We start from the raw sequence: 21724 nt of genomic DNA, 5'->3' as shown, positions 1-21724 counted from the left end.
CAATCCTTGTAGCTTTTAACTCTTTAGTAAAAACAATACAGGATTACGCAGCCTGTGACTTATTTGAGTGCAGTTCGCTGCTCCCCAAGCAAGCAAATAATTTTTTGCAGACTGCGTAAAATCCTGCGAAGTTTTAAGAAGGAGTTGTTATTAGGATTGTAAAGCAAAAGTTCTAAAGGTGATACCTGAAAAAACTCTAATTAAAATCTTTACTTTTAAGTGCTTATTTTATAATTTCCAGTTTGCGGCACGTTCTCTTGCCTTTATAAATGCAGAATAAATTCCCTCCTGATTTATCAATTCATCATGCTTTCCTTCTTGAACCAGTCTACCGTCATCAATCACCAAAATCTGATCTGCTTTTCTTACGGTCGAAAGCCTATGTGCTATTGAAATCACCGTATGCCCTTTGGATAATTCTTCAATTGCAGCCAAGATCTCATATTCATTTTCAGGATCAACGGAGCTGGTAGCCTCATCTAAAAGAATAATCGGCGCATTTTTAAGTAATGCTCTGGCAATGGAAATTCTTTGCTTTTCTCCACCGGAGAGAGAACTGCCTCCTTCACCTACCATAGTGTTATAGCCATCCGGAAGTTCCATAATAAAATTATGGCAATGCGCTCTTTTGGCGGCTTCCACCACTTCTTCATGGCTTGCCTTGGGATTTGCAAAGCGAATATTGTTCTCTATAGTATCACGGAAAAGATATACCTGCTGGAAAACAAGTGAAAGATTTTTAAGTAAAGTTTCAACTTTATAATCCCGTATATCATTATTTCCCAGTTTTATTTTACCGCTTTCAACATCATAAAAACGAGATATCAAATTGATAATTGTAGTTTTTCCGGAGCCTGACGGCCCTACAATAGCTGTCTTTGAACCTTGCGCAATAGTAAATGAAAGATCCTTTAATACAGGATTTCTTTTGTCATAACCAAAGCTTACTTTATCAAAGACAATATCCTGATTTTCCATAACTTCCAAATTTCCGTCACTTATCTCAGGGATATCTAAGACATCATCCAAATACTTCATATTTGCAGGATTTTTAACCATCAAAATGGACGCATTTTCAAGTTGCTTTAATCCTCCGAAAATCATAAAACCGGCTGCTGAAACAGTGAGTGCCTGTGGTAATAAAACCTCACCCTTTGTATAAAGATAACAGGAATACAGTGTAACAAGCAAACTTGAAAGATTGATAACCGTAGAAAAAATTCTGCTGTAAATAACAAACACAACTTCAAAATGCAATTGCGAAAGTCTAAGTTCCTCAGAAGCATTTTTTAATTTAGCATGTATTTCTTCCACAACGCCCTCATCTGCAAGAGGGAAGCTTCTAAGTACTGAAATTCCGCTGATACTGTCAACAAGGGCATCTCCCAATTTGGTAATAGCGGCATGTTCACGCACAATCTCTTTTTTTGCTTGATTTACCATCAGAAATACAAAAAGCCAAATAATAATCAAGCAAACTACTGTTAGTATCCCGATTTTAGTATTTACACCAAACATTCCGATTAATAGGAAAAATGATATTGAAATACCCGAAAAAGTAAAGTCTATGCTCATTGTAGAGTAGTTTTCAAGACTCTTCATAACATTGGTAAATGCCGCCATAATTCTTGACAAACTTTGTTCCGCAAAATATCCCATAGGGGCTTTTTTAAGCTTTTCTCCAACCGCAAGTCTGTAATCCTTAAAAATACCGAAGAAAACTCCGTCGCTAAGCCCGCTTTTTGCCCATCCTGTCAAAAAATAGAAAAGAAAGGAAGCAAAAAGCACTCCAAAAATCGCAAGAATATGCTTACCGTTAGTTTCATTCATCCATCCGAATGCCAGAAAGAGGGCAAAAAATCCGAATAACATTGAAGCATTTTGTAAAAAAACAAGTAATATTCCCACTTTTAGGCGATTTTTATATCTGCCTGCCAGTTTGAACGATAATTTTATAAACTCCATACCTACTCCTCTCCCAGATATTGTTTCCAAAGACTTGCATATAGCGGTTCTTTCATCAACTCTTCATGTTTACCTTTGGCTATAATTTTACCCTTATCAATCAGAATAATTTGATGTGCCTGCTTGATTGTATTTAATCTATGAACAACTATCACAAGATTTTTACCCTTTACGAGATTAGATATTGCTTCTTGGATAAGCGCTTCGTTTTCCGGATCTGCGTAGGCAGTTGCCTCATCCAAAATAATTGTTGATGCCGGTTTTAGAATCGCTCTGGCAAGAGTTATCCTCTGCCTTTCACCTCCCGACATTGCACCTCCTGCTTCACCCGCTTTAGTATTATACCCATCCGGCAGCTTACTTATAAACTCATGGCAATGTGCAGCTTTTGCCGCCGAAATAATTTCATCTTCGGTAGCATCGGGCTTTCCGATACGAATATTATCCCTGATACTCACATCAAATAAGAAATTATCTTGTGAAACGAAAGAAATCTCCTCATCAAGCTGCTTGAAAGAAATATTCTTTGTATCCACACCGCCTATAGAAATTCTACCTGATGACTGATCCCAAAATCCCGCCAAAAGTTTTGCTATTGTGGATTTGCCACCACCTGAGGGGCCGACAATTGCAGTCACCTCTCCCGGTTTTGTTTTAAAAGAAATACTATGTAATACCTCTGTTCCGTCATGATAAGAAAAACTTATATTATCAAATTCTATTCCCTTACTATTGTCTATAACAGCTTTGTTTTTTTCATCAGGTCGCTTTTGTACAGGCATATCAAGCAATTCCTGTATTGATACCCATGTATTTGAAGCCATTTGGAAAAGTTCAAAACTCATTATCATTCCAAAAGCCTGTGGAAGAATGGCAATCGGCAAAATAAGAGCCAAAAGCAAAGTTTCAATACTTATTTGATTTCTGCCGTAAAGATAAAAAGCTAAAGGCATACTCGCTATCTGCGGAGTCATCATTGCCGCAGTCATTAGCGCTTTGCCAAACCAGCTTTGCTTCCACCATTTCATTGTTGAGAAATGATAAAATTTTACTGCATCTGCAAATTTACCATATGATGCCTTATCCTGTGCAAAAGCTTTAATTACCGGAATTCCGCGAACATATTCCGCACTTCTGTCGGCAACATTGGCATAACTTGATAACCACACAGCCATCCTGCTGCGATATTTATACATCATCGTAATCATACCTATAAGAGCAATAGGTACAGGCACGAATATTGATAAACCTATACGCCAATCCATGAAAAATAAAATAATCACACAAAGTATTGGATGTAACATTCTGCTTGGCAACTCCGGCATAAGATGCGCCACCCAGTCTTCCATATCCGCAACCCTATCCATTATAATAACCTTGATTTTACCTACAGGATTATCCACCAAATATCCCATAGGAATTACCTTTAGCTTCTCAAATAAAGTTTGCCTCAACTTTGCGAGTATATAAAATGATGTTTTATGTGAGATAGTTGTGCTGAATCCTGTGAAAATAAAGTAAAGAAACAATGAACCTATTGCCAAAAAAGCATATTTCATTAATGTATCAAAGCCGACCACATTGCCTCCGGCATTTTTTATCAGCCACCCGGCAGCGAAAGCACTGAAAAAATAAGTGGAAAAACTAAAGAGTTCTCCGATGCAGGCAAAAATAACGGAAAGCTGCATCCTGCCCTTATACTCCGGTGCTATAGCCATAAGCGCCTTGTTTAGACCGCCCATGCTGATTTTGGGTTGTTTTTCACTTTTCTCAACATCACTTTCAATGCGCTGCATTATTTCATCAGGAACATCAAGGTTTAGACTCTCCACCTCTTTTATTAAATCTTCATTTTGCTTAATCTTCTTGCTGTCTAAGTCAGAATCATGCACTTCATCATCATATCTTTTTTGTTTCATTAATTTATCCCTTCCGGTTAGTGTATACTAACTCTTGATTAGAAATCTATTTTATTATATATTCACAGTCACCTTTCTTTGTACCATCAAACTCCTCACAAATATACTCAATGCACAAAAGTTTCCAAAACTATTCGTATTTATTGTAACTCTATTTTTAGTTAGCGTCAACTAACTCTTTGTAACAAACTTCATTCTCTAACTCTTTTATAACATTTTTTTCTATTACAAATCTTATATCTTTACATAGCAAAAGGCAGGCTATACCTTCTGTTATAACCCGCCTTTATATTAAAAATATTCCAATAAAAATCAATTAAACCCATACAGCTTATTTGCAAGCTTATATCCCGCTACAGCAATTCCTCTGCCCACTTTGCCCGGCAGATTCATAGTCTGACCGAGAACACCATATCGTATTCTCTTATAAAGTCTTGGATGACGGTCCTTTAGATAATCCCATAATTCCTTTTTCTTTTGCATATTTTCTTCACTCTTTGAGCGTATTGCAAGTATGGAGGAAATAACCATCATTATCTCAAGATAGCTTATCAGATATTTTCTCAGTTTTTTATTTGCCACATCATAAGGATCAAAAGAATTAAGCATAATCTTGGTCACCCTTATCTGCTGGTCGATTCTTCCAATCATTATCTGCTCGTTTACCGACTGATCCTCTCTTCCGATATAATATCTGTAAAGGTTTACATCCATATAATAAATATCCTTTACAGCCTTTAGTGGCTGATACACAAAGATATTATCAACATAGAATGTATGCTTTGGCAAATCCAGTCCGTTTTCTATCAGCAGTTCTCTTTTATATATTACAGAATGCATCAATATATACTGACCTGTATGGAAAGGCTTTATATCATCCCATTCAAACTTTTTATTTACAGGAAGATTTCTCTTATATGTCATCACTTTTTTCTTCTTTACTCCAACTTTGTCATAGACAAAGTTGCAAAGCAGCATATCTATATTTTCCTTATTTCTGATAAACTCTTTTAATTTGTTTAAAACCTCTAAAAATGACTTTTCATCCAAATAGTCATCGGAATCCACCACCTTGAAAAACTCACCTGTAGCGGCTCTTAATCCAAACATTACAGCGTCACCATGACCACCGTTTTCTTTATGTATTGCCTTACAGACAGTAGGATATTTTTTTTCATACTCATCCGCTATCTCTGCCGTATTATCCTTATTAGAACCGTCATTTACTATCAATATCTCAACATCTTCCTTACCCACAAGCAGGGAATCGATACATTTTCTCATATATGCCGCAGAATTAAAGCATGGCACCGCTATACTCAAAATCTTCATTATTCAACCTTTCTTTTTATAAAATATACTATACCTATTATTGCAAATATCAAAGTGACAAGCACCATTATACCGACTGTCAAAGCACTGTCATCATTTTCCACCAGACTGCTCAAACCTAATACAGATGTATTTGCGCTTATATGTATGAAAATAGGTATTAAAATATTTTTGGTTTTATTATAGGTATATGCCAAACATACTCCAAGCATGGTTGCATAAATACCTTGTATTATATTGCCATGGTATATACCGAAAACTACAGAGGATATCAACATGGCGGCGGTCAAATTATACTGAAATTTGATTCTGTTAAAAATCAGACCTCTAAATATAATCTCCTCAACTATGGGTATTATAATTCCTGCACATATTATTGTAATAACTATAGGTGTGCTTTTAATAGCCTCACTTATTTCCTGAAATGTATTGTCGATACCTGAAATACCGGTCAAACCTATCAATATATTAAGTATAATTGCAATTCCGGTGCCTCCTATAATCGCCATTACAAAATCCGTTGCATTGCTACTCTTCTTTTTTTCAATTCTCCCCTTTTGACCGTCCAGGTAAAAAAACAAAATAAGAAAAACAGATGCAAAAACCGCACCGGCTGCAGTAATCGGTAAAACATTTCTACTAATAAATGACTCCACAGCACCCAATGACGCTACAGCACCCGGATATCTACCAAGAATTATTACAAAAAAGCTTACTATTATTGCCAATAAAAATTGTATGGCTGTATAAATAATCAATGGATAAGCACTTATCCATAATGTATAAAAAAATTTCTTCATGTAAACAGTATATCCTATATCAATAAATAAGCCAATAAAAATTGTATTAAAATTAATTTGTCAGTTTTATAAAATAAAAGGGATGGATTAATAACCCACCCCGATATCTAAAATAAAACTTATAAAGATTTATCATCTATTCACTTCTAAGCGCATCTATAGGATTCAGACTTGCCGCTCTCATTGCCGGCATATATCCGAATATAAGACCTATTGCTACAGATACACTGAATGAAATCATTACGGCATTAAAGTTTGCCGGCGCCTCAATATTCATAAAACTTCCTATCGTAGGGCTTGCAATACAGCCCAGTACAATCCCAAGTAAACCTCCTATTGTACTTGTAACCAATGCCTCTATAACAAATTGCTGGAGTATAACACTCTTTCTGGCACCAAGTGCCTTTCTTATACCTATCTCTCTTGTTCTTTCAGTTACCGATACAAGCATGATATTCATTACACCAACACCTGCAACAATAAGTGAAATACCTGCAATTGCTCCTATTATTGTACTCATAATAGCCAGCTGTGTATTGATTTCCCCAAGCATCTGACTCATGGATTCAACAAAATATGTCTCCTTTTGAGTATAAATTGTCTTTAGAAAATCCTTTAAAATATTTACAGCCTCTTTACTTATTTCAGTATTTACAGTGGCAAAAACATAGTAATCCGGTACAGAAGTTCCATTTAACTGACCTGCTGTAGAATATGGCATAAAGGCGAAATCATCACTGCCTCTGGCTGATAATTGATCCTTATTCTGCCTTTGAACAACACCGACCACTGTAAATGCCGAACCGTTTATCTTTACAGTTTCTCCTATTGCCGCCTTTGGCGAACCGAAAAGCTTACTTGCCACATAGTAACCTATTACAACCACCTTTTGTCTGGATACCATATCCGCATAAGATAAAAATCTGCCTTTTTCCAATTTATAATTCTTTAGTTTACCATAGTACTCACTTACACCTGTAACTGTGGTGGTGGTAGTTTTTTCACTTCCCACCTTTATAGTTCCGCTAACGCTGACCTGCGGAGTCATTTCCGAAAATACATCCCTATGCTCATTGAAAAAATCATACATCTGATCTACGGATGCCTGTCTTGAAGGCATATTTACCAAATTCACAGTGATAGTATTTGCTCCCATATCCATAAAGGATTTAATCATATTATTCATATATCCCATCATTACACTGACAAGTATAACAACTGCCGATACACCGATAATAAGTCCCAGCATTGTAAGGAACGATCTCATTTTATTTGCAATAATACTTTTTATTGCCAGTTTAAACGATTGCAGCATACTCCTCACTACTTCCATCAAAATTTATTTTGCCATCAGCTATTCTGATAACTCTCTTCGCCTCCAGCGCAATGGCATTATCATGGGTAATCATAATAACGGTATTTCCCTCTTCATGAATCTTTTTAAAAAAGTCCAATACCTGTCGGCTGGTCTTTGAATCCAGCGCTCCGGTAGGCTCATCCGCCAAAATCAGTGACGGATTTGCGGCAAGAGCCCTTGCAATACTTACTCTTTGCTGCTGTCCACCTGAGAGCTGGTTTGGCATCTGCTTTGCCTTTTCACTAAGACCTACCTTTTCCAAAGCTTCCATTGCTCTTTTTTCTCTTTCCCTGCTTGAAACATGGGCATATAAAAGAGGTAATTCCACATTTTCCAAAATATTCATTCTGGGCAAAAGATTATATTGCTGGAACACAAAACCGATCATTTCATTTCTGATATCTGCCAACTGGTTATCGCTTAATTTTCCAACATCTTTTCCACCCAGAAAATATTTACCCGAAGTGGGTACATCCAATGCACCGATGATATTCATAAGAGTTGATTTTCCGGAACCTGATTTGCCTACAATAGCCACCAGCTCCCCTTTGTAAATATCCAGAGTGACACCGTCATTGGCATATACCGTCTCATCACCCATCTTATACTCTTTTCGAATATCTATCATTTGGATAAGTTTTTCCATTATTCTCCTCCGGCTCCGGCATCACCTGAATCTGCGCCGCCTGCATCCGAACCTGCACCGCCTGCACCCGCACCGCCTTGTGCCGGCTCTCCGCCCGCACTGTTCATTCCGTCCATTCCGGCTGCCGCATCCATGCTCGCACTTTCATCCACATAGACCTCATCACCCTCGTTAAGTCCTGAGGTGATTTGTACAAAGTCGGCATTTATAACACCTGTGGTTACGGTAACCTCTCTAAATCCTGCAGGAATCAATCCGTCACCGCCGCCTGCACTCTCACCTGCATCAGCCTTTTGCTCTGTTGCTGTAGTATCTTTTACATATACCTTATTACCTCTCATAAGAGCTCCGGACGGTATAGTCAATGCATCCTTTGCAGACTCCAGTGTAATATATCCGTCCACATTCATTCCCGGTAATAAATTATATGTTTCATCCAAAGTAATGGTAACAGGATATGTGGATACACCGTTTTGGCTTGTACTCTCAAGACTGACATTGGTAACCGTACCCGAATAATCCTGATCCGGGAATGCATCCGATTTGATCCTTACCTTTTGACCGCTTTGAACCTTTGTAATATCCTTCTCATCCACACTCATTTTAAATGTATATGAACTCATATCATAGATTACAGCCATGGTGGTAGCCTTATTACTTCCGCTTGAACCTACCTTATCTCCCACCTTATAGTTTTTGGAAATAACCTTTCCTGCAATAGGAGATTTTATTGTGTATTCATCGTAGGTTTTCTTGGCTGTATCCACACCTTTTTTTGCCGCATCCACATTTCCCTGCGCTGTGTCAACAGCATCTCTGTAGGTCTTTAAAAGCTTATCGGCTGATTCTGATGTCATCTTAAAAATAGGTGTTCCTACTTCTATAAAATCACCCACATTCACCAAAACCTTTTCTATCTCCACACCTTCCGCCAAATCAGCACTCATATCAACATTTGTTGAAGCCTCAAAGGTACCGTCACCTGTAGAGGTCATCTCGCCTACTGTCGCATTGGCAGTGGTCTTATCTGTAAGTCCTCCGGGATTAGTTACCTCAAATGTGACATTTCTTACCAGTCTTCCACCGTCCAAGGTCTGATCCATACTTGATACCGATAAAACTCTACCCTCTATTTGCTCACCGGTTTCAGTCAAGGTCAAAGTACCTGTCATACCTGCTGTAATATTCTGAGCTTCCGGGCTTAAAAAAGGAATTCTTATATTCATCACATTGTCATTATATATTGTAGCAAGCTTTGTACCGCCGCTTATTTTATCTCCTGACTGAATACTTAATTCCTTAATATATCCTCTTCTTGTAGAACGATAAAGATTTCCTGAAAACTCCGACTTTGCCTTTTCATAATCCTTAGTTGCCGAAGCATATCCGGTATTTGCCTTACTCAAGGAATTATTTGAAGAATTTATATCTGATTCAATACTTGATTTATCTATCTGATAAAGTACCTGATCCTTACTTACAGTATCTCCGATATTAAAATCCGCAGCTATAATATCTCCGGATATAAGTGCGGTAATATTGTAAGTATCCTTAGGTGTAATAGTACCTGAAGAGGATATCTCAGAAGAGATATCCTGTTTTGTAACTATTGCTGTAGGTACATATGTATTTAAATCCGTATTTGCAGATTGCCTTGATTTAATAAAGAAAAACCCGCCTATTCCAAGGGCAATAATTGCAGGTATAATAATAAATTTCTTCTTCATTTTCTCCTCACTAATCTGCAATATAGTCAACTACTGTATAGCTTGCAGATCCATCTTCAGAATTATTGATATCTACGACAAGTGTAACATCATCATTTACATTTATACTTCCGTAGATAGAGAATGCAAATTGCATATCACTGCTTGTAATCTTATATGTCTCTCCGTTTACAACAACCGATGTAGGTGTAAGAGTGGATGTTGACTCATAGTATATGCTTTCTACAGTTCCGTGAACAGCCTTTTTTCCACTTGTGGCATCCGTATTTTCATCATATCCCCAAATAGTCTTTGCCGCAACGGAATAATAAATTACAAGTCCTACCTCTGATGAGAGCATCAGACTCTTAAAATAATCCGCACCTACGCTTCTTCCGTCAACAAAGAGATTTGCATCCTTATAATCAAAAGGTATTGCCTGTGCCAGCTGATTTACGGATTTTACTACCTTTGGTCCCTTTAGTGAATTATCAGCAAGCTTTAGAGGATTTACCTCCTTATCACTGTTTAGCTCACCGCCAAATACACTTGCCACATATGCTCCGCCATCCTTCATATTGGTTTTCAGCATATTGTAGAAAAGATTTATACAATCTCTGACTGTAAGATTGGATGCGGCTGTAAGTGATGAAAGATTTTCGTTCAACTCAAGGAAGGCATATTTTGCCATTCTCTTATTATTTGCATCTCCGGCAAAATCGCTTGCCTGATATCCGAGCAATGTCAGTACACCTCTTATAGCATCATTTAATGTAACATTCTCATTCGGCTTAAAATTACCGCCCAGATATCCTGTCATATATCCCTGCTCCACTGCAATTCTTATAGCAGCGGCATTTTCATTATCCTTTGGAACATCGTTAAATACGGCAACATTACTGGTTTTTGTAAGCACCGAGCGATATGATGAAGCCTGTACCAACATCTTTGCAAACTCACCTCTGGTAACAAACTTATCTATATTTCCTCCTACAAATGTTATACCTGTAAGACCGATTACCTTTTTTCTTAAATCAAAATTTGAACTCTGTGCAAAAGCCGTACCTGCACCGACACTCTCAAAAGCTAATATAGAAGCCAATCCCAATGCTCCTATTCTCATTATTTTACTTCTCATATAACCTCCGTTATCTGCGTATTAAAGCATTTAGTACTATATCGCCATTATATCTCCATACGGGAATAATAACGAAATATTTCTATTTTTTGTTATTTATCAAACCTATTGTGTCAGCTTAATAATACACATAATACGCCATTTGTTTTTTAATGTCAATTAACGCTATATGAATTATCTTTGTATATTATTTACGGATTATTTAATATGTGAAGGATGGGTATTCAAAGATTTTCCATAAATAATTTATTTAAAAAGGTGTGATTAAGTGAATTTAAATTTTCAACTAATCACACCTTATAATTCACTATTTTTCAATCAATAAGCTCTTTCCTGTCATTGACTCAGGCTTTTTAAGTCCCATAAGTTCAATCAATGTAGGTACTATATCACATAGTCTTCCACCCTCTGCAAGAGTATACTTAGGATCTGCATTAACCAGAATAAAAGGTACAGGGTTTGTAGTATGTGCTGTATGCGGCTCACCTGTCACCTCATCCACCATAGTCTCACAGTTTCCATGGTCTGCACAGATAAACATTACACCGTTTACTTCCTTTATAGCCTCCACAGTCTTTCCTATGCACTCATCCACAGTCTCCACAGCCTTGATAGCTGCATTCTCTACAGCAGTATGACCTACCATATCGGGATTTGCAAAATTGATAATAACAACATCATACTTTCCGCTCTTTATAGCTCCCACAAGTTTGTCACAAACCTCATAAGCACTCATCTGTGGCTTTAAATCATAGGTAGCCACATCCTTTGGAGAATTTACAAGTATTCTGTCTTCTCCCTCATTCGGTTCTTCCTTACCTCCGTTAAAGAAGAAAGTAACATGTGCATATTTCTCAGTCTCCGCAATTCTTACCTGCTTCATACCATGTGCAGCTATAAACTCACCGAATGTATCCTTTATCTCTTCCTTTTCGAAAGCCACAAGCTTATTTCCCATGCTCTCATCATAGTCTGTAAAGCATACAAATGTGGTATCAAGTCTTTTTCCTCTCTCAAAACCGTCAAAATCATCCACACAGAATACTCTGGTCATCTCTCTGGCTCTGTCCGGTCTGAAATTAAAGAATATAACAGAGTCCTTATCCTTTATAGTCTTTGCCCCATTATGGTCTACCGAGAAAGGCACCACGAACTCATCATTCTTACCCTCATCATATGACTCCTGTATCCCCTCTGTAGCACTCTTTTTTAAATTTCCACCCTTAGTCATTATAGAATATGCAGCTTCCACTCTATCCCATCTGTTATCTCTGTCCATTGCATAAAAACGTCCCATAACGGATGCTACCTGACCTACGCCTATCTTAGCCATCTGCTCTTCAAGTTCTGCCACAAACTCCTTGCCTGATGTAGGGGGTGTATCTCTACCGTCCAAAAAGGCATGCACATAAACTTCCTTTATTCCGTTTCTCTTTGCAAGCTCTAAAAGTCCGTAGATATGAGTATTGTGACTATGAACACCCCCGCTTGAAACAAGTCCCATCATATGTATGGCGCTGTTATTTTTCTTTGCATTTTCTACAGCTGCAAGAAGAGCCTTATTCTCAAAGAAATCTCCATCCTCTATAGCCTTTGATATTCTGGTAAGCTCCTGATAGATAATTCTTCCGGCACCCATATTCATATGTCCTACTTCCGAATTACCCATCTGTCCGTCAGGCAGACCTACAAAAAGTCCGCTTGCCTGACCTTCTACAAAAGGATACTCCTTCATTAATTTACAAAGGTTGGGTGTATTAGCTTCAAACACAGCATTATGCTCATGCTCTTTTCTAAGTCCCAAGCCATCCATTATACATAATACTACCGGTCTCTTTTCCATATATACCTCTTTTTCTACCAAATGAGATTCTCTCACTTTGGAATAAATGCTATCAATCAACGGCTTCATTTTATAAAAGTCGCATCATATTTTCAAATTTGCTTTGATTTTACATTAATTCCAAAACATTATCAAGATAAAAAAATAACAAAGCTCCTAAAAAAACAATATCTGTGCTATTAGTTTAAGCTTTTCTCAAACTACAGCACAGATTTAATTAACGCCCTATTCTACCTAAACAATAGAATATAAAAAATGCCAATATATCGATACAAACAATAGTAGCGCCTACAGGGGAGCCTCCAACTATAGAAATAAAAAGTCCAAGGCTTGTGCATACTACCGAAAATATGGCTGATGAAACAGTTACTGAAAGAAAACTTTTAAACACACACATGGATGCCAGTGCAGGGAATACCACAAGTGCCGATATAAGTAAAGATCCTACCAGATTCATCGCCAAAACCACAATTATTGCTATTATTATTGCTATTAAAAGATTGTATTTCTTTGTATTTATACCTGTAGCCACGGCAAAATTCTCATCAAATGTTACCGCAAATATTTTATTATAGAAAAGTATAAATGTTGCTATTACAAATATTGAAAGTACAACACAAAGAATAACTTTTTCCTTAGTCAAAGTAAGTATTGAAGTGGAGCCGAATAATGTAGTACATACATCACCTGCCAGATTGGTTCCGCTTGAAAACACATTCATTACAAGGTAACCGAAAGCCATGGCACCTACAGACATCATGGTTATCGATGCATCGCCCTTTATTTTACTGTTTGCTCCGCCTTTTAAAAGCAGTATTGCAGCAATTATCGTTACCGGCAATACAAGCACCATATTGTCGGTAAGATTAAATACCGTAGATACGGCTACCGCACCGAATGCCACATGAGAAAGCCCGTCTCCGATAAAGGAAAATCTCTTCAATACAAGGATAACACCAAGGAGAGAAGAACAAAGAGCTATAAGCACACCTACAATTATTGCATATCTGACAAAGGGATAACTTAAATATACACTTATATCTTTCATGCTATCCCCCTGCTCTTTTTATATTCAAGAGTGGTTCCATAAAATATATTTTGACCTATATACAACACCTTTGTAGCATAATCAAGTGCCACTTCTATATCATGGGAAATCATAACAATGGTCATATTTGATTTATTCAACTCATTTATAATTTCATACATTTTACGGCTCGCCTCCGGATCAAGACCTGTAACCGGCTCATCCAGTATCATAAGCCTTTGCCCTGCCATCAATGCTCTTGCCAAGAGTACTCTTTGCTGCTGACCGCCTGAGAGTTCACTGAAACTTCTGGTCATCAAATCCAAAAGCCCCAGTTTTTCTATCTTTTCTTTAGCGGTCTGCTTTTCCTCTCTTTTATAAAATGGTCTAATTCCCACCTTGGATTGACAGCCCGACAGTACAATCTCAAAAACTGATGCAGGAAAATCCTTTAATAATTGCTGTTGCTGTGATAAATATCCTATCTCGGTAGGCAACAGATTTTCATTGTATATAACCTCTCCTGAAATCGGTTTTATAAGTTTTAAAAGCGTCTTTATAAGTGTAGACTTTCCCACACCGTTTTCCCCCAGTACACATAGATAATCTCCATTTTGTATTTCAAAATTTAAATTATCTACAATGGCCTTTCCGTCATATCCAAGTGATAATTTTTCACATTTTATCATAAAAACTCCGGTCTATAATGCTTCCTTTAATACTTCAAGATTCTTCCTCATAATATCTATGTAGTTTGCATTGTCACTGCTCTTTGTTGACTGCATGGAATCAAGCATCAAAACTGTAGCATTCTTATCTTTGGTATTATCAACTATAGTTTTTGCCAAATCACCCTTTGAACCGTCAATTATAAATATCTTTGACATATTAAGCTCATCCATTTTATTTGCTAAAAATTTTACGGTTTCAAAGGAAGCCTCACTGCCTGCGTCACAACCTAAAAATGCAGCATAGTAATTTATTCCATATTCATTTACAAGATATCTGAATGGGAATCTGTCCCCGACTAATATAGTCTTGTTTTCGATGCTTGATAGAGTATCCTTATACTCCTTATCAAGTTCATCAAGCTTTGCAATATAATCATTTGCATTCTTCTCATAGCTTGCTTTGTTGTCGGCATCTATCTCAGATAATTGATGCTCAATAGCAGCTACTACAGTCTTAGCATTCTTGATTGAAAGCCATACATGCTCATCTATAGCTTCCTCACCGTCATGCTCATGGGCATGCTCTTCATGTGCATGTTCTTCACCCTCGTGTGCATGTTCTTCGCCTTCGTGTGCATGCTCGTGCTCTTCCTCCTGCATACCCTCTACAAGTTCCTCCGCTAATGCAGCTTCACCTATACTGTCTACCATACTGATATATTTTAAATTAGGATTTTCTTTGATAATATCCTCAGCCCATTCATCAGACTCACCGCCTACATATACAAACAGGTCGCTGTCCGTGATTTTTGCAATGTCCTCTGCAGACGCCTGATAACTATGTAAATCCACTCCCTTATCTATCAGGAATGTAATCTCTACATTCTTATTATCACCTACCACCTGCTTTACCCAGTCATAGGCAGGAAAAATAGTAGTAACAACGCTTATCTTCTTAGTTTCTGCGCTGCTGCTTTCAACTGCGGTACTGCTGCTCTCAGCCTCACTGACGCTGCCACCGCTTTCCTTTTTTGCACAACCTAAAACCATCATCATTACCATAAGGATACCAAGTCCTATTCCAATATACTTCTTCATAGTCTCCCTCTATTCTCTACATTCATTGCAAGTTCCATAAAAAACTGTTCTGGCATGATCTATATCAAAGCCGTGTTCATCTCTCAGATGCTCTCCAATCAAAGACAATTCACTGCATTTAAGATGGATAAGCTTCCCACATTTTTCACATTTACAGTGGAAACATACCTGATGAGTATCTTCACTCTCAACATATTCAAAACAGGCACTGTCTCCCGTTTCCAACATATATTTATGTACAATACCATCACTTACCATTCTTTCCAAATGCCTGTAAATAGTAGCTTTCCCGATATTCTTGCCCTGCTCTTTGAAAAAGAGAATAATATCATTCACAGTAACATGCTTATTCTCATTATTTTTCAGGAAATCTTCTATTTCAAACAACTGTCTGGTTTTGTATTGAGCTTTCTTCAAACCACACCTCCAATTTGATCACCGAGTTTTAACTCAATTTGAAACTCGCTATCATATTACAACTTTTTTTTTCATTTTTCAAGCAAATTTGATAACCGGTTTTATTTTTGTGCAATTTTTAGATTTACTCAAATATTATGCCGTTTGATTTTGTCATCACTTGGCAAAATCCGGAGCATATAAACACTGCTGATTAAACACTTGGCTTAATATTTTTATACAAAAAAACACATCAACAAACTAAAAATGTCTGTTGATGTGCCTTTTATACTTAAAAATTTTAGAAATCTACTTCTGTGTCATAGTAACAACATTTCAAAAGCTTTTCCATCTCCTCAACACTTGGCTGTCTTGGGTTTGAACCTGTACATGCATCAGCAATAGCATTCACCGCTATATCATGAAGTCTCTCTAAGAATACTTCCTCAGGTACAAAACCGTTCTCTGTAGGATATGAATCCGCACCATAATTCTTTATACAATGTGGAATATTAAGAGCATCATTCATACCTCTAAGATATTTGATAAGCTCCCCTACCTTCTCTTCCTCGGTATTTCCCGAAAGACCGAGTACATCTGCTATCTTTGCATATCTTCTTGCAGCTTCCTTATCCTTTGCATTAAATGCGATAACCTTTGGAAGATACATTGCATTTGCAGCACCGTGAATAATATGAGCGCCGTAATCTCCGAATACCGCACCTGTCTTATGTGCCATAGAATGTACTATTCCGAGTAAAGCATTTGAGAATGCCATACCTGCAAGACATTGTGCATTATGCATTGCATCTCTTGCCTCATTATCATCATTGTAAGACTTTACAAGATTCTTTTGAATCATTTCGATAGAATGAAGAGCTAAAGGATCTGTAAAATCACAATTTGCTGTAGATACATATGCTTCAACCGCATGTGTCATAGCATCCATACCTGTATGTGCCACCAGTTTCTTCGGCATTGTCTGTGCAAGTGCAGGATCTACAATTGCCACATCAGGTGTAATCTCAAAATCCGCTATAGGATATTTGATACCCTTTTCATAGTCTGTGATAATAGAAAATGCCGTTACCTCTGTAGCTGTTCCTGATGTAGAGGAAATAGCACAGAACTTAGCTTTCTTTCTTAGAGTAGGAATACCGAATACTTTACACATATCCTCAAAAGTGCAATCAGGATATTCATACTTAATCCACATAGCCTTAGCCGCATCAATAGGTGAACCACCACCGATAGCCACTATCCAGTCAGGACCGAACTCAATCATTTCTTTAGCACCACGCATTACGGTATCTACTGAAGGATCAGGCTCAATTCCCTCAAACAGTCTTACTTCCATACCTGCTTCTTCCAAATAAGCGATGGTTCTGTCTAAGAATCCGAACTTCTTCATGGATCCGCCACCTACACAGACAAAAGCCTTCTTGCCTGTGAAACTCTTCAAAGCCTCAAGTGAATCTTTTCCATGATAAATGTCTCTTGGTAATGTAAATCTCATACACAGCCTCCTTTTTTGAGCGTTAGCTCTTAAATAATAAGAACTTAAGTGTTACTAAAACTTCATACCTATATAGTATAACCTTACATTGATATTGTCAACATTTTAACGATATTTTCTTAATAATTAATAATTTTCTTTTCTGATGCTTTTCATAAACTCTTATTCAAAATGTATTTATTCTCTTCTTATAAATTTAAAGTCACTTATATCTATTGAAAACATAAGCTTCACCAACCACAGGAAGAAGAACAGCACTCCTATAGGAATAAGACATGAGGTAACAATCAATACCGCAATAGCCTCTATAAAAGAACTGAGAGTATTCTCAAACTTCTTTAGTAATTCATTTATATTCCCTGTAATATTATTTACAATCTTTTCCAAAGCATTACCGCTCTTATTTTCCTCCTTGGCACTTTCTGTCACAGTCTGAGTGTTTTCCTTTGCACTGTCGAGGGTGCTTTGTATGGACGAGGCATAATTACTTTCTATCATCCTTGCAATATTTACACTGATTGGAATGGTAAATGATATAACTAAAGCAAATAAAAAGAGTTTGGTTGCTATCTTTGCAAATATTTTCTCATTTGAAGCAATAAATACTATAAAAAGCAGGCAAGCTACAGGAATAATATATTTAAAAGCAATAAATCCTGTTACGGTAAGTAAAAATTTCTCCAGATAAATAGCACAAAGCACAATCAAAAAATATTTGCTCATATCTGCAAGTTCCTGTGCAATAGGAGTTCCCACATCCCCCGGCAAAAGAGTAATAGCTGATGAGGATGCCACTGCCGCCGCCGCCAGCTCCATTACCTTACTTCTGCTCTTATCAAGCGCAATTATTGTATTTTCATGAAAATCCACACTTCCAAGCTTATCCGCTATCAAAAAGAATGATACAATTCCTATAGCAACACAAAACAGCGATACAAGCACCTTTATTATCAATACCTTCTTAATTGATGACATTTTTCTCCTCCAAATACTTTAAAAATCCGTCTATTCCTCTGTTTATATCATTATACGCAGTATCAAACCTGTCGGTATACCACGGATCCGATACCGAATCATCACTGCCGGCAAAGCTTAAAAGCTTGAATATCTTCTCTCCGTCACCGAACAGCTTTTTCATATTTCTGATATTGGCATCATCCATGCCGATAAGATAGTCATATTCCTCATAGTCAGACTTTACAATCTGCCTTGCCTTCTTACCTGAGCAGGCTATTCCGTGTTTCTTTAGCTCATCCTTTGCAGACGGGTACACCGGATTTCCCACTCCGTTCCATATCTCCTCCGAGCTTGTAGCTGCCGAGGCTATCTCAAACAAATCCTCAAGCCCAAGCTTTTTCACTTTGTCTTTCATTATAAATTCTGCCATAGGTGAACGACAAATATTGCCATGGCAGATAAAGAGTACTTTAATCATATTATTTCCTTATTTTACCGGAGATTAGACATCTTAATGTCTTCTCTCTGTTAACCTTTCTTTTTTACTCATATTGGTAGTGCATCTTATATTTTTCTCAACTCATTTTTAATAATTCTTTCAATTGCAACTCTTAATAAGTTTCTTTTAACTATATATTAAAAGATTTAATTCATTTTATTTTCATAGTCTTGCAACTCATGAAAAATATTATCCACATAAACAGTATCCTTTTCAATACGATAAAGCATAAAATATCGATGATACAAAAAATTTATTCTTCTATATCCCAATTCTCTTAGCATTGGATTATCACAAAGTTTTAGGCTTCCGGCAACATTTGACAAACTTACCTTTGTTGCTTCAAAATCATTTAATAAATTCCCGGCAGCCTGCTCGCTTCTCTTTTCAAACAAAAGATATGAGATAAAACTATCAAGATCATTCTCTGCATTCTGCATCAAAACAATCTTATAATCCATACTTTGACCTCATATCTGAAATCACGTCATCTGCATCTCTAAACTTTTCCTGTTCTCTGGATTTTTTAAGTTTTGCAAGTAGCTCTTTCTCAGTCATAGGTGCATATGGATTTGATACTGCCTGTCTTTTTATCTCAAAAGGAAATCCATTGGTTGCAATCGCCTGTGTTAAAAAAATTCTGATTGCTGTTGTTGTATCTGTGCCTAAATCCTTAAACAAAGCATCTGACTTCCTCTTTAGTTCATCTTCTACTCTTATCTGAATTGTACTTGTCATCTTTCACACCTCACTTCCATCTATTTAGACTATTATAGTGTTAATACATTACTATTTCAATACATTTGCGTTGATTTTGCAAAATACAAGTTACAAGTGAAATTTCACCTACCCAAAACATATATTAATAATATAATAAGTTTTCAAACACTGTTATCTATACCTCGTAGATATCCGGTACCTACATAAACTCTTCTTTCGACAACTACTGAGCAGTATTCCTATCCGGTAACCCCTCTAAACTCCTCTTCCAGCATATCCCAGTCTGTATTCCTGTCATCCTCCATTGTTTCCAAAGTCGACTTATAATATTCCAACTTCTTTTCAATATATTTATTAATCACCTCAACTCTTTGCCCTTTTTGTGCTTCGGACATTCTTATCTTCTTTGCAAGCAGTTCCTTTACTTCCGGTTTAATTTCATCCTCAAGAACTGTATTAACTAATTCATCAAAGAGCACCGGGGGCGGACATTTCTTTTCATCTATCCATTTACAGGCAAGAATAGGTCGCAGTACATAAAAATACTTTTTGTAATTTATCATATCCTCACATAGATACTCATGATAATTCTTATTCGCCGTTCCATAATAATGATACAGTGCCGACTTACAGGAAAAGTACTTGGACGCCGTTCTCTCGTAGAGCTTTTTCCATTCGTCTGTTGTATAGTACACAATCGGAGAATTGCTCCACTCAAATAATGTGGCATTCGATTTATAAAAATGTTTCAATGCCTTTTTTAGATCCCATCCATTTATATCAAGCACTTCATTTAATTCCCAATCTATAAAATCCTTGTTCTCGCGGAGGGATAAATAAAAGTTTTTATTGCGTACATATATAAATCGTACATCATAGTCACTATCCGGTGAAGCAAATCCCCAGGCTCTGCTTCCCGACTCAACCGCATGTAAAACTTTTATATTTTCTTTTTCTTCTATTTCTCTTATTTTCATTACAATCAGTTCTTCTATTTTTCCATCAAAATCTTCATATCTCATCATGAATCACCCTTTCATTTATTGTCATTACCAATTCCTGAACACTTTTAATATCAGGCTCATCCGGCAAATCCGTATTCTCAGCTGCATAATGCAAACGCTTTTCATACTCTCTAAGCATATCATAAAAACTGTCCGAAAAAGTACCCTGCTTGTTTTGATGCTTACCTAAACGAATATCCATCAATAGGCAATGCTCTTTTTTTCTATATGTATTGATTTCCCCCTTTTCCAGTATATCAAGAGCCATCATAAAGAGCCTTATAAGATGCATTGCATGTTTATTTAAGTGAAGATCATCTTTCTTTTTATTTCTCTTTCCGATCTTTTCATAGTCTTTTACAACATTAGACATGGTATTCCACATACTCGCATAATCTCTCAACGGATAATGATTTAACTTTGCATTGACAAATATTTCTGTTTCAAGCTCAGGATTGACTGCTTTATCAATAAAAATTTTCAAACTTCCGTTTTCAAAATTATTATAACTTGAGTTAAAGCTATGTATTGTATTCTTCACGGAATTAAAAATATGCTGTTCTTTCTCACTCTGTGGAAAAGTATCCCTTGCAAGTGCATTCTGCAATCTACGTAGTTGTGCATCCGCATAACCTCCAAATGACTGTATTGCCCTTTTTGATAAAAAAATTCTTTTGTTATCAAGTACCATCTGTCCGATATCATTAAGATACAGATAGTTCTCAGGTGCAAGCCCCAATAACTCTATTGTGTTCGGATTGCAACTTAGAAGTAAATTTATCATTTTATTAAATGCATAAATAACGGTATCAGTATTATCGTCAACATACTGTTCAAACTGTGTAAGTCCGATAAGATCTGATTTTTGATTAAGTGTAATCCCTCTTATATCTATATCACTGCCATCTATATTGGTTCCATATGCATAACTTCCTGCAAGTCCAAGCAGTATTACATGCTTTCCAAGATGTTCATTTTTATTTATAAAATCATATTCCGGTTTATTTAGAATATTTTTATAGTCAGTCACTATGCTCCTCCTCTAATAATATCTATTTTATATACTACTATTTTCTAAGTTCAAATTTTCATATACATTATTTATCAATAATTGTACACATCTATACACC

Annotated in this window: 20 protein-coding genes; all 20 read right to left on the bottom strand. The window is 36.7% G+C overall.

Translation table 11 applies throughout. The features are described 5' to 3' along the window. Nucleotides 1-228: 228 nt before the first annotated feature. Nucleotides 229-1965, bottom strand: a complete 1737-nt coding sequence (locus J4O15_RS07040) for an ABC transporter ATP-binding protein (RefSeq protein ID WP_208100199.1) — start codon at nt 1963-1965, stop codon at nt 229-231. 2 nt (nt 1966-1967) lie between these two features. Further along, entirely contained in the window at nt 1968-3884 is a 1917-nt protein-coding gene (locus J4O15_RS07035) for an ABC transporter ATP-binding protein (RefSeq protein WP_208100198.1), read from the bottom strand. A gap of 312 nt (nt 3885-4196) precedes the next feature. Continuing rightward, nucleotides 4197-5216 (bottom strand): glycosyltransferase family 2 protein, encoded by a 1020-nt coding sequence (locus tag J4O15_RS07030; RefSeq protein WP_208100197.1) that lies wholly within the window; start codon nt 5214-5216, stop codon nt 4197-4199. Continuing rightward, nucleotides 5216-6016 carry a CPBP family intramembrane glutamic endopeptidase gene (locus J4O15_RS07025; RefSeq protein WP_208100196.1) on the bottom strand — a complete coding sequence of 267 codons (801 nt, stop codon included), beginning with the start codon at nt 6014-6016 and terminating at the stop codon, nt 5216-5218. Before J4O15_RS07025 ends, J4O15_RS07030 begins: the two co-directional genes overlap by 1 nt. Nucleotides 6017-6152: 136 nt before the next feature. Beyond that, the gene (locus J4O15_RS07020; protein WP_009220672.1) at nt 6153-7331 is read right to left on the bottom strand and encodes an ABC transporter permease; all 1179 of its coding nucleotides are present in this window, start codon (nt 7329-7331) and stop codon (nt 6153-6155) included. Then, on the bottom strand, nt 7315-8019 hold the full coding sequence (locus J4O15_RS07015; protein WP_009220673.1) for an ABC transporter ATP-binding protein: 705 nt from the start codon (nt 8017-8019) through the stop codon (nt 7315-7317). The genes J4O15_RS07020 and J4O15_RS07015 overlap by 17 nt, the downstream gene beginning before the upstream one ends. Further along, entirely contained in the window at nt 8019-9746 is a 1728-nt protein-coding gene (locus J4O15_RS07010) for an efflux RND transporter periplasmic adaptor subunit (protein ID WP_009220674.1), read from the bottom strand. The genes J4O15_RS07015 and J4O15_RS07010 overlap by 1 nt, the downstream gene beginning before the upstream one ends. A 10-nt stretch (nt 9747-9756) precedes the next feature. Then, nucleotides 9757-10863: an S-layer homology domain-containing protein gene (locus tag J4O15_RS07005; RefSeq protein ID WP_208100195.1), complete on the bottom strand. Its 1107-nt coding sequence runs from the start codon at nt 10861-10863 to the stop codon at nt 9757-9759. Between the two features lie 307 nt (nt 10864-11170). Then, on the bottom strand, nt 11171-12706 hold the full coding sequence (gene gpmI, locus J4O15_RS07000) for a 2,3-bisphosphoglycerate-independent phosphoglycerate mutase (RefSeq protein ID WP_208100194.1): 1536 nt from the start codon (nt 12704-12706) through the stop codon (nt 11171-11173). A gap of 217 nt (nt 12707-12923) precedes the next feature. Then, nucleotides 12924-13754, bottom strand: coding sequence for a metal ABC transporter permease (locus J4O15_RS06995; RefSeq protein WP_009220677.1), 831 nt, complete (start codon nt 13752-13754; stop codon nt 12924-12926). Further along, entirely contained in the window at nt 13751-14422 is a 672-nt protein-coding gene (locus tag J4O15_RS06990; RefSeq protein ID WP_208100193.1) for a metal ABC transporter ATP-binding protein, read from the bottom strand. The genes J4O15_RS06995 and J4O15_RS06990 overlap by 4 nt, the downstream gene beginning before the upstream one ends. A 12-nt stretch (nt 14423-14434) precedes the next feature. Continuing rightward, complete coding sequence (locus J4O15_RS06985) at nt 14435-15502, bottom strand: metal ABC transporter substrate-binding protein (protein WP_208100192.1); 1068 nt, start codon at nt 15500-15502, stop codon at nt 14435-14437. A gap of 9 nt (nt 15503-15511) precedes the next feature. Continuing rightward, nucleotides 15512-15919, bottom strand: a complete 408-nt coding sequence (locus J4O15_RS06980) for a Fur family transcriptional regulator (protein ID WP_009220680.1) — start codon at nt 15917-15919, stop codon at nt 15512-15514. A gap of 280 nt (nt 15920-16199) precedes the next feature. Then, nucleotides 16200-17414 (bottom strand): iron-containing alcohol dehydrogenase, encoded by a 1215-nt coding sequence (locus J4O15_RS06975; protein ID WP_208100191.1) that lies wholly within the window; start codon nt 17412-17414, stop codon nt 16200-16202. A 177-nt stretch (nt 17415-17591) separates the two neighbouring features. Then, the gene (locus J4O15_RS06970) at nt 17592-18389 is read right to left on the bottom strand and encodes a beta-carotene 15,15'-monooxygenase (protein ID WP_208100190.1); all 798 of its coding nucleotides are present in this window, start codon (nt 18387-18389) and stop codon (nt 17592-17594) included. After that, nucleotides 18376-18849, bottom strand: coding sequence for a low molecular weight protein-tyrosine-phosphatase (locus J4O15_RS06965; RefSeq protein ID WP_208100189.1), 474 nt, complete (start codon nt 18847-18849; stop codon nt 18376-18378). Before J4O15_RS06965 ends, J4O15_RS06970 begins: the two co-directional genes overlap by 14 nt. A gap of 167 nt (nt 18850-19016) precedes the next feature. After that, nucleotides 19017-19331, bottom strand: coding sequence for a type II toxin-antitoxin system RelE/ParE family toxin (locus J4O15_RS06960; protein ID WP_208100188.1), 315 nt, complete (start codon nt 19329-19331; stop codon nt 19017-19019). After that, nucleotides 19321-19608 (bottom strand): type II toxin-antitoxin system RelB/DinJ family antitoxin, encoded by a 288-nt coding sequence (locus J4O15_RS06955; RefSeq protein WP_208100187.1) that lies wholly within the window; start codon nt 19606-19608, stop codon nt 19321-19323. Before J4O15_RS06955 ends, J4O15_RS06960 begins: the two co-directional genes overlap by 11 nt. 221 nt (nt 19609-19829) lie before the next feature. Beyond that, on the bottom strand, nt 19830-20612 hold the full coding sequence (locus tag J4O15_RS06950) for a nucleotidyltransferase domain-containing protein (RefSeq protein WP_208100186.1): 783 nt from the start codon (nt 20610-20612) through the stop codon (nt 19830-19832). Beyond that, nucleotides 20602-21624, bottom strand: coding sequence for a nucleotidyltransferase domain-containing protein (locus J4O15_RS06945; protein WP_208100185.1), 1023 nt, complete (start codon nt 21622-21624; stop codon nt 20602-20604). The genes J4O15_RS06950 and J4O15_RS06945 overlap by 11 nt, the downstream gene beginning before the upstream one ends. Between the last annotated feature and the right edge of the window lie 100 nt (nt 21625-21724).

This window comes from Lachnoanaerobaculum sp. Marseille-Q4761 (genome assembly GCF_017565785.1).
In the GTDB taxonomy this organism is placed as follows: Bacteria; Bacillota; Clostridia; order Lachnospirales; family Lachnospiraceae; genus Lachnoanaerobaculum.
Note: the sequence above shows the minus strand (reverse complement) of the source record. Positions and strands in the feature narration are given on the sequence as shown.

Bases quoted from the DNA above. Each gene is read 5' to 3' on its own strand.
- J4O15_RS07035 (WP_208100198.1), bottom strand. From the start codon at position 3,884: ATGAAACAAAAAAGATATGATGATGAAGTGCATGATTCTGACTTAGAC.
- J4O15_RS06985 (WP_208100192.1), bottom strand. From the start codon at position 15,502: ATGAAGAAGTATATTGGAATAGGACTTGGTATCCTTATGGTAATGATG.
- J4O15_RS07030 (WP_208100197.1), bottom strand. From the start codon at position 5,216: ATGAAGATTTTGAGTATAGCGGTGCCATGCTTTAATTCTGCGGCATAT.
- J4O15_RS07040 (WP_208100199.1), bottom strand. From the start codon at position 1,965: ATGGAGTTTATAAAATTATCGTTCAAACTGGCAGGCAGATATAAAAAT.
- J4O15_RS07020 (WP_009220672.1), bottom strand. From the start codon at position 7,331: ATGCTGCAATCGTTTAAACTGGCAATAAAAAGTATTATTGCAAATAAA.
- J4O15_RS06990 (WP_208100193.1), bottom strand. From the start codon at position 14,422: ATGATAAAATGTGAAAAATTATCACTTGGATATGACGGAAAGGCCATT.
- J4O15_RS06955 (WP_208100187.1), bottom strand. From the start codon at position 19,608: ATGACAAGTACAATTCAGATAAGAGTAGAAGATGAACTAAAGAGGAAG.
- J4O15_RS06975 (WP_208100191.1), bottom strand. From the start codon at position 17,414: ATGAGATTTACATTACCAAGAGACATTTATCATGGAAAAGATTCACTT.
- J4O15_RS07010 (WP_009220674.1), bottom strand. From the start codon at position 9,746: ATGAAGAAGAAATTTATTATTATACCTGCAATTATTGCCCTTGGAATA.
- J4O15_RS06960 (WP_208100188.1), bottom strand. From the start codon at position 19,331: ATGGATTATAAGATTGTTTTGATGCAGAATGCAGAGAATGATCTTGAT.
- J4O15_RS06970 (WP_208100190.1), bottom strand. From the start codon at position 18,389: ATGTCATCAATTAAGAAGGTATTGATAATAAAGGTGCTTGTATCGCTG.
- J4O15_RS07005 (WP_208100195.1), bottom strand. From the start codon at position 10,863: ATGAGAAGTAAAATAATGAGAATAGGAGCATTGGGATTGGCTTCTATA.
- J4O15_RS06995 (WP_009220677.1), bottom strand. From the start codon at position 13,754: ATGAAAGATATAAGTGTATATTTAAGTTATCCCTTTGTCAGATATGCA.
- J4O15_RS06950 (WP_208100186.1), bottom strand. From the start codon at position 20,612: ATGAGATATGAAGATTTTGATGGAAAAATAGAAGAACTGATTGTAATG.
- J4O15_RS06965 (WP_208100189.1), bottom strand. From the start codon at position 18,849: ATGATTAAAGTACTCTTTATCTGCCATGGCAATATTTGTCGTTCACCT.
- J4O15_RS07015 (WP_009220673.1), bottom strand. From the start codon at position 8,019: ATGGAAAAACTTATCCAAATGATAGATATTCGAAAAGAGTATAAGATG.
- J4O15_RS07025 (WP_208100196.1), bottom strand. From the start codon at position 6,016: ATGAAGAAATTTTTTTATACATTATGGATAAGTGCTTATCCATTGATT.
- gpmI (WP_208100194.1), bottom strand. From the start codon at position 12,706: ATGGAAAAGAGACCGGTAGTATTATGTATAATGGATGGCTTGGGACTT.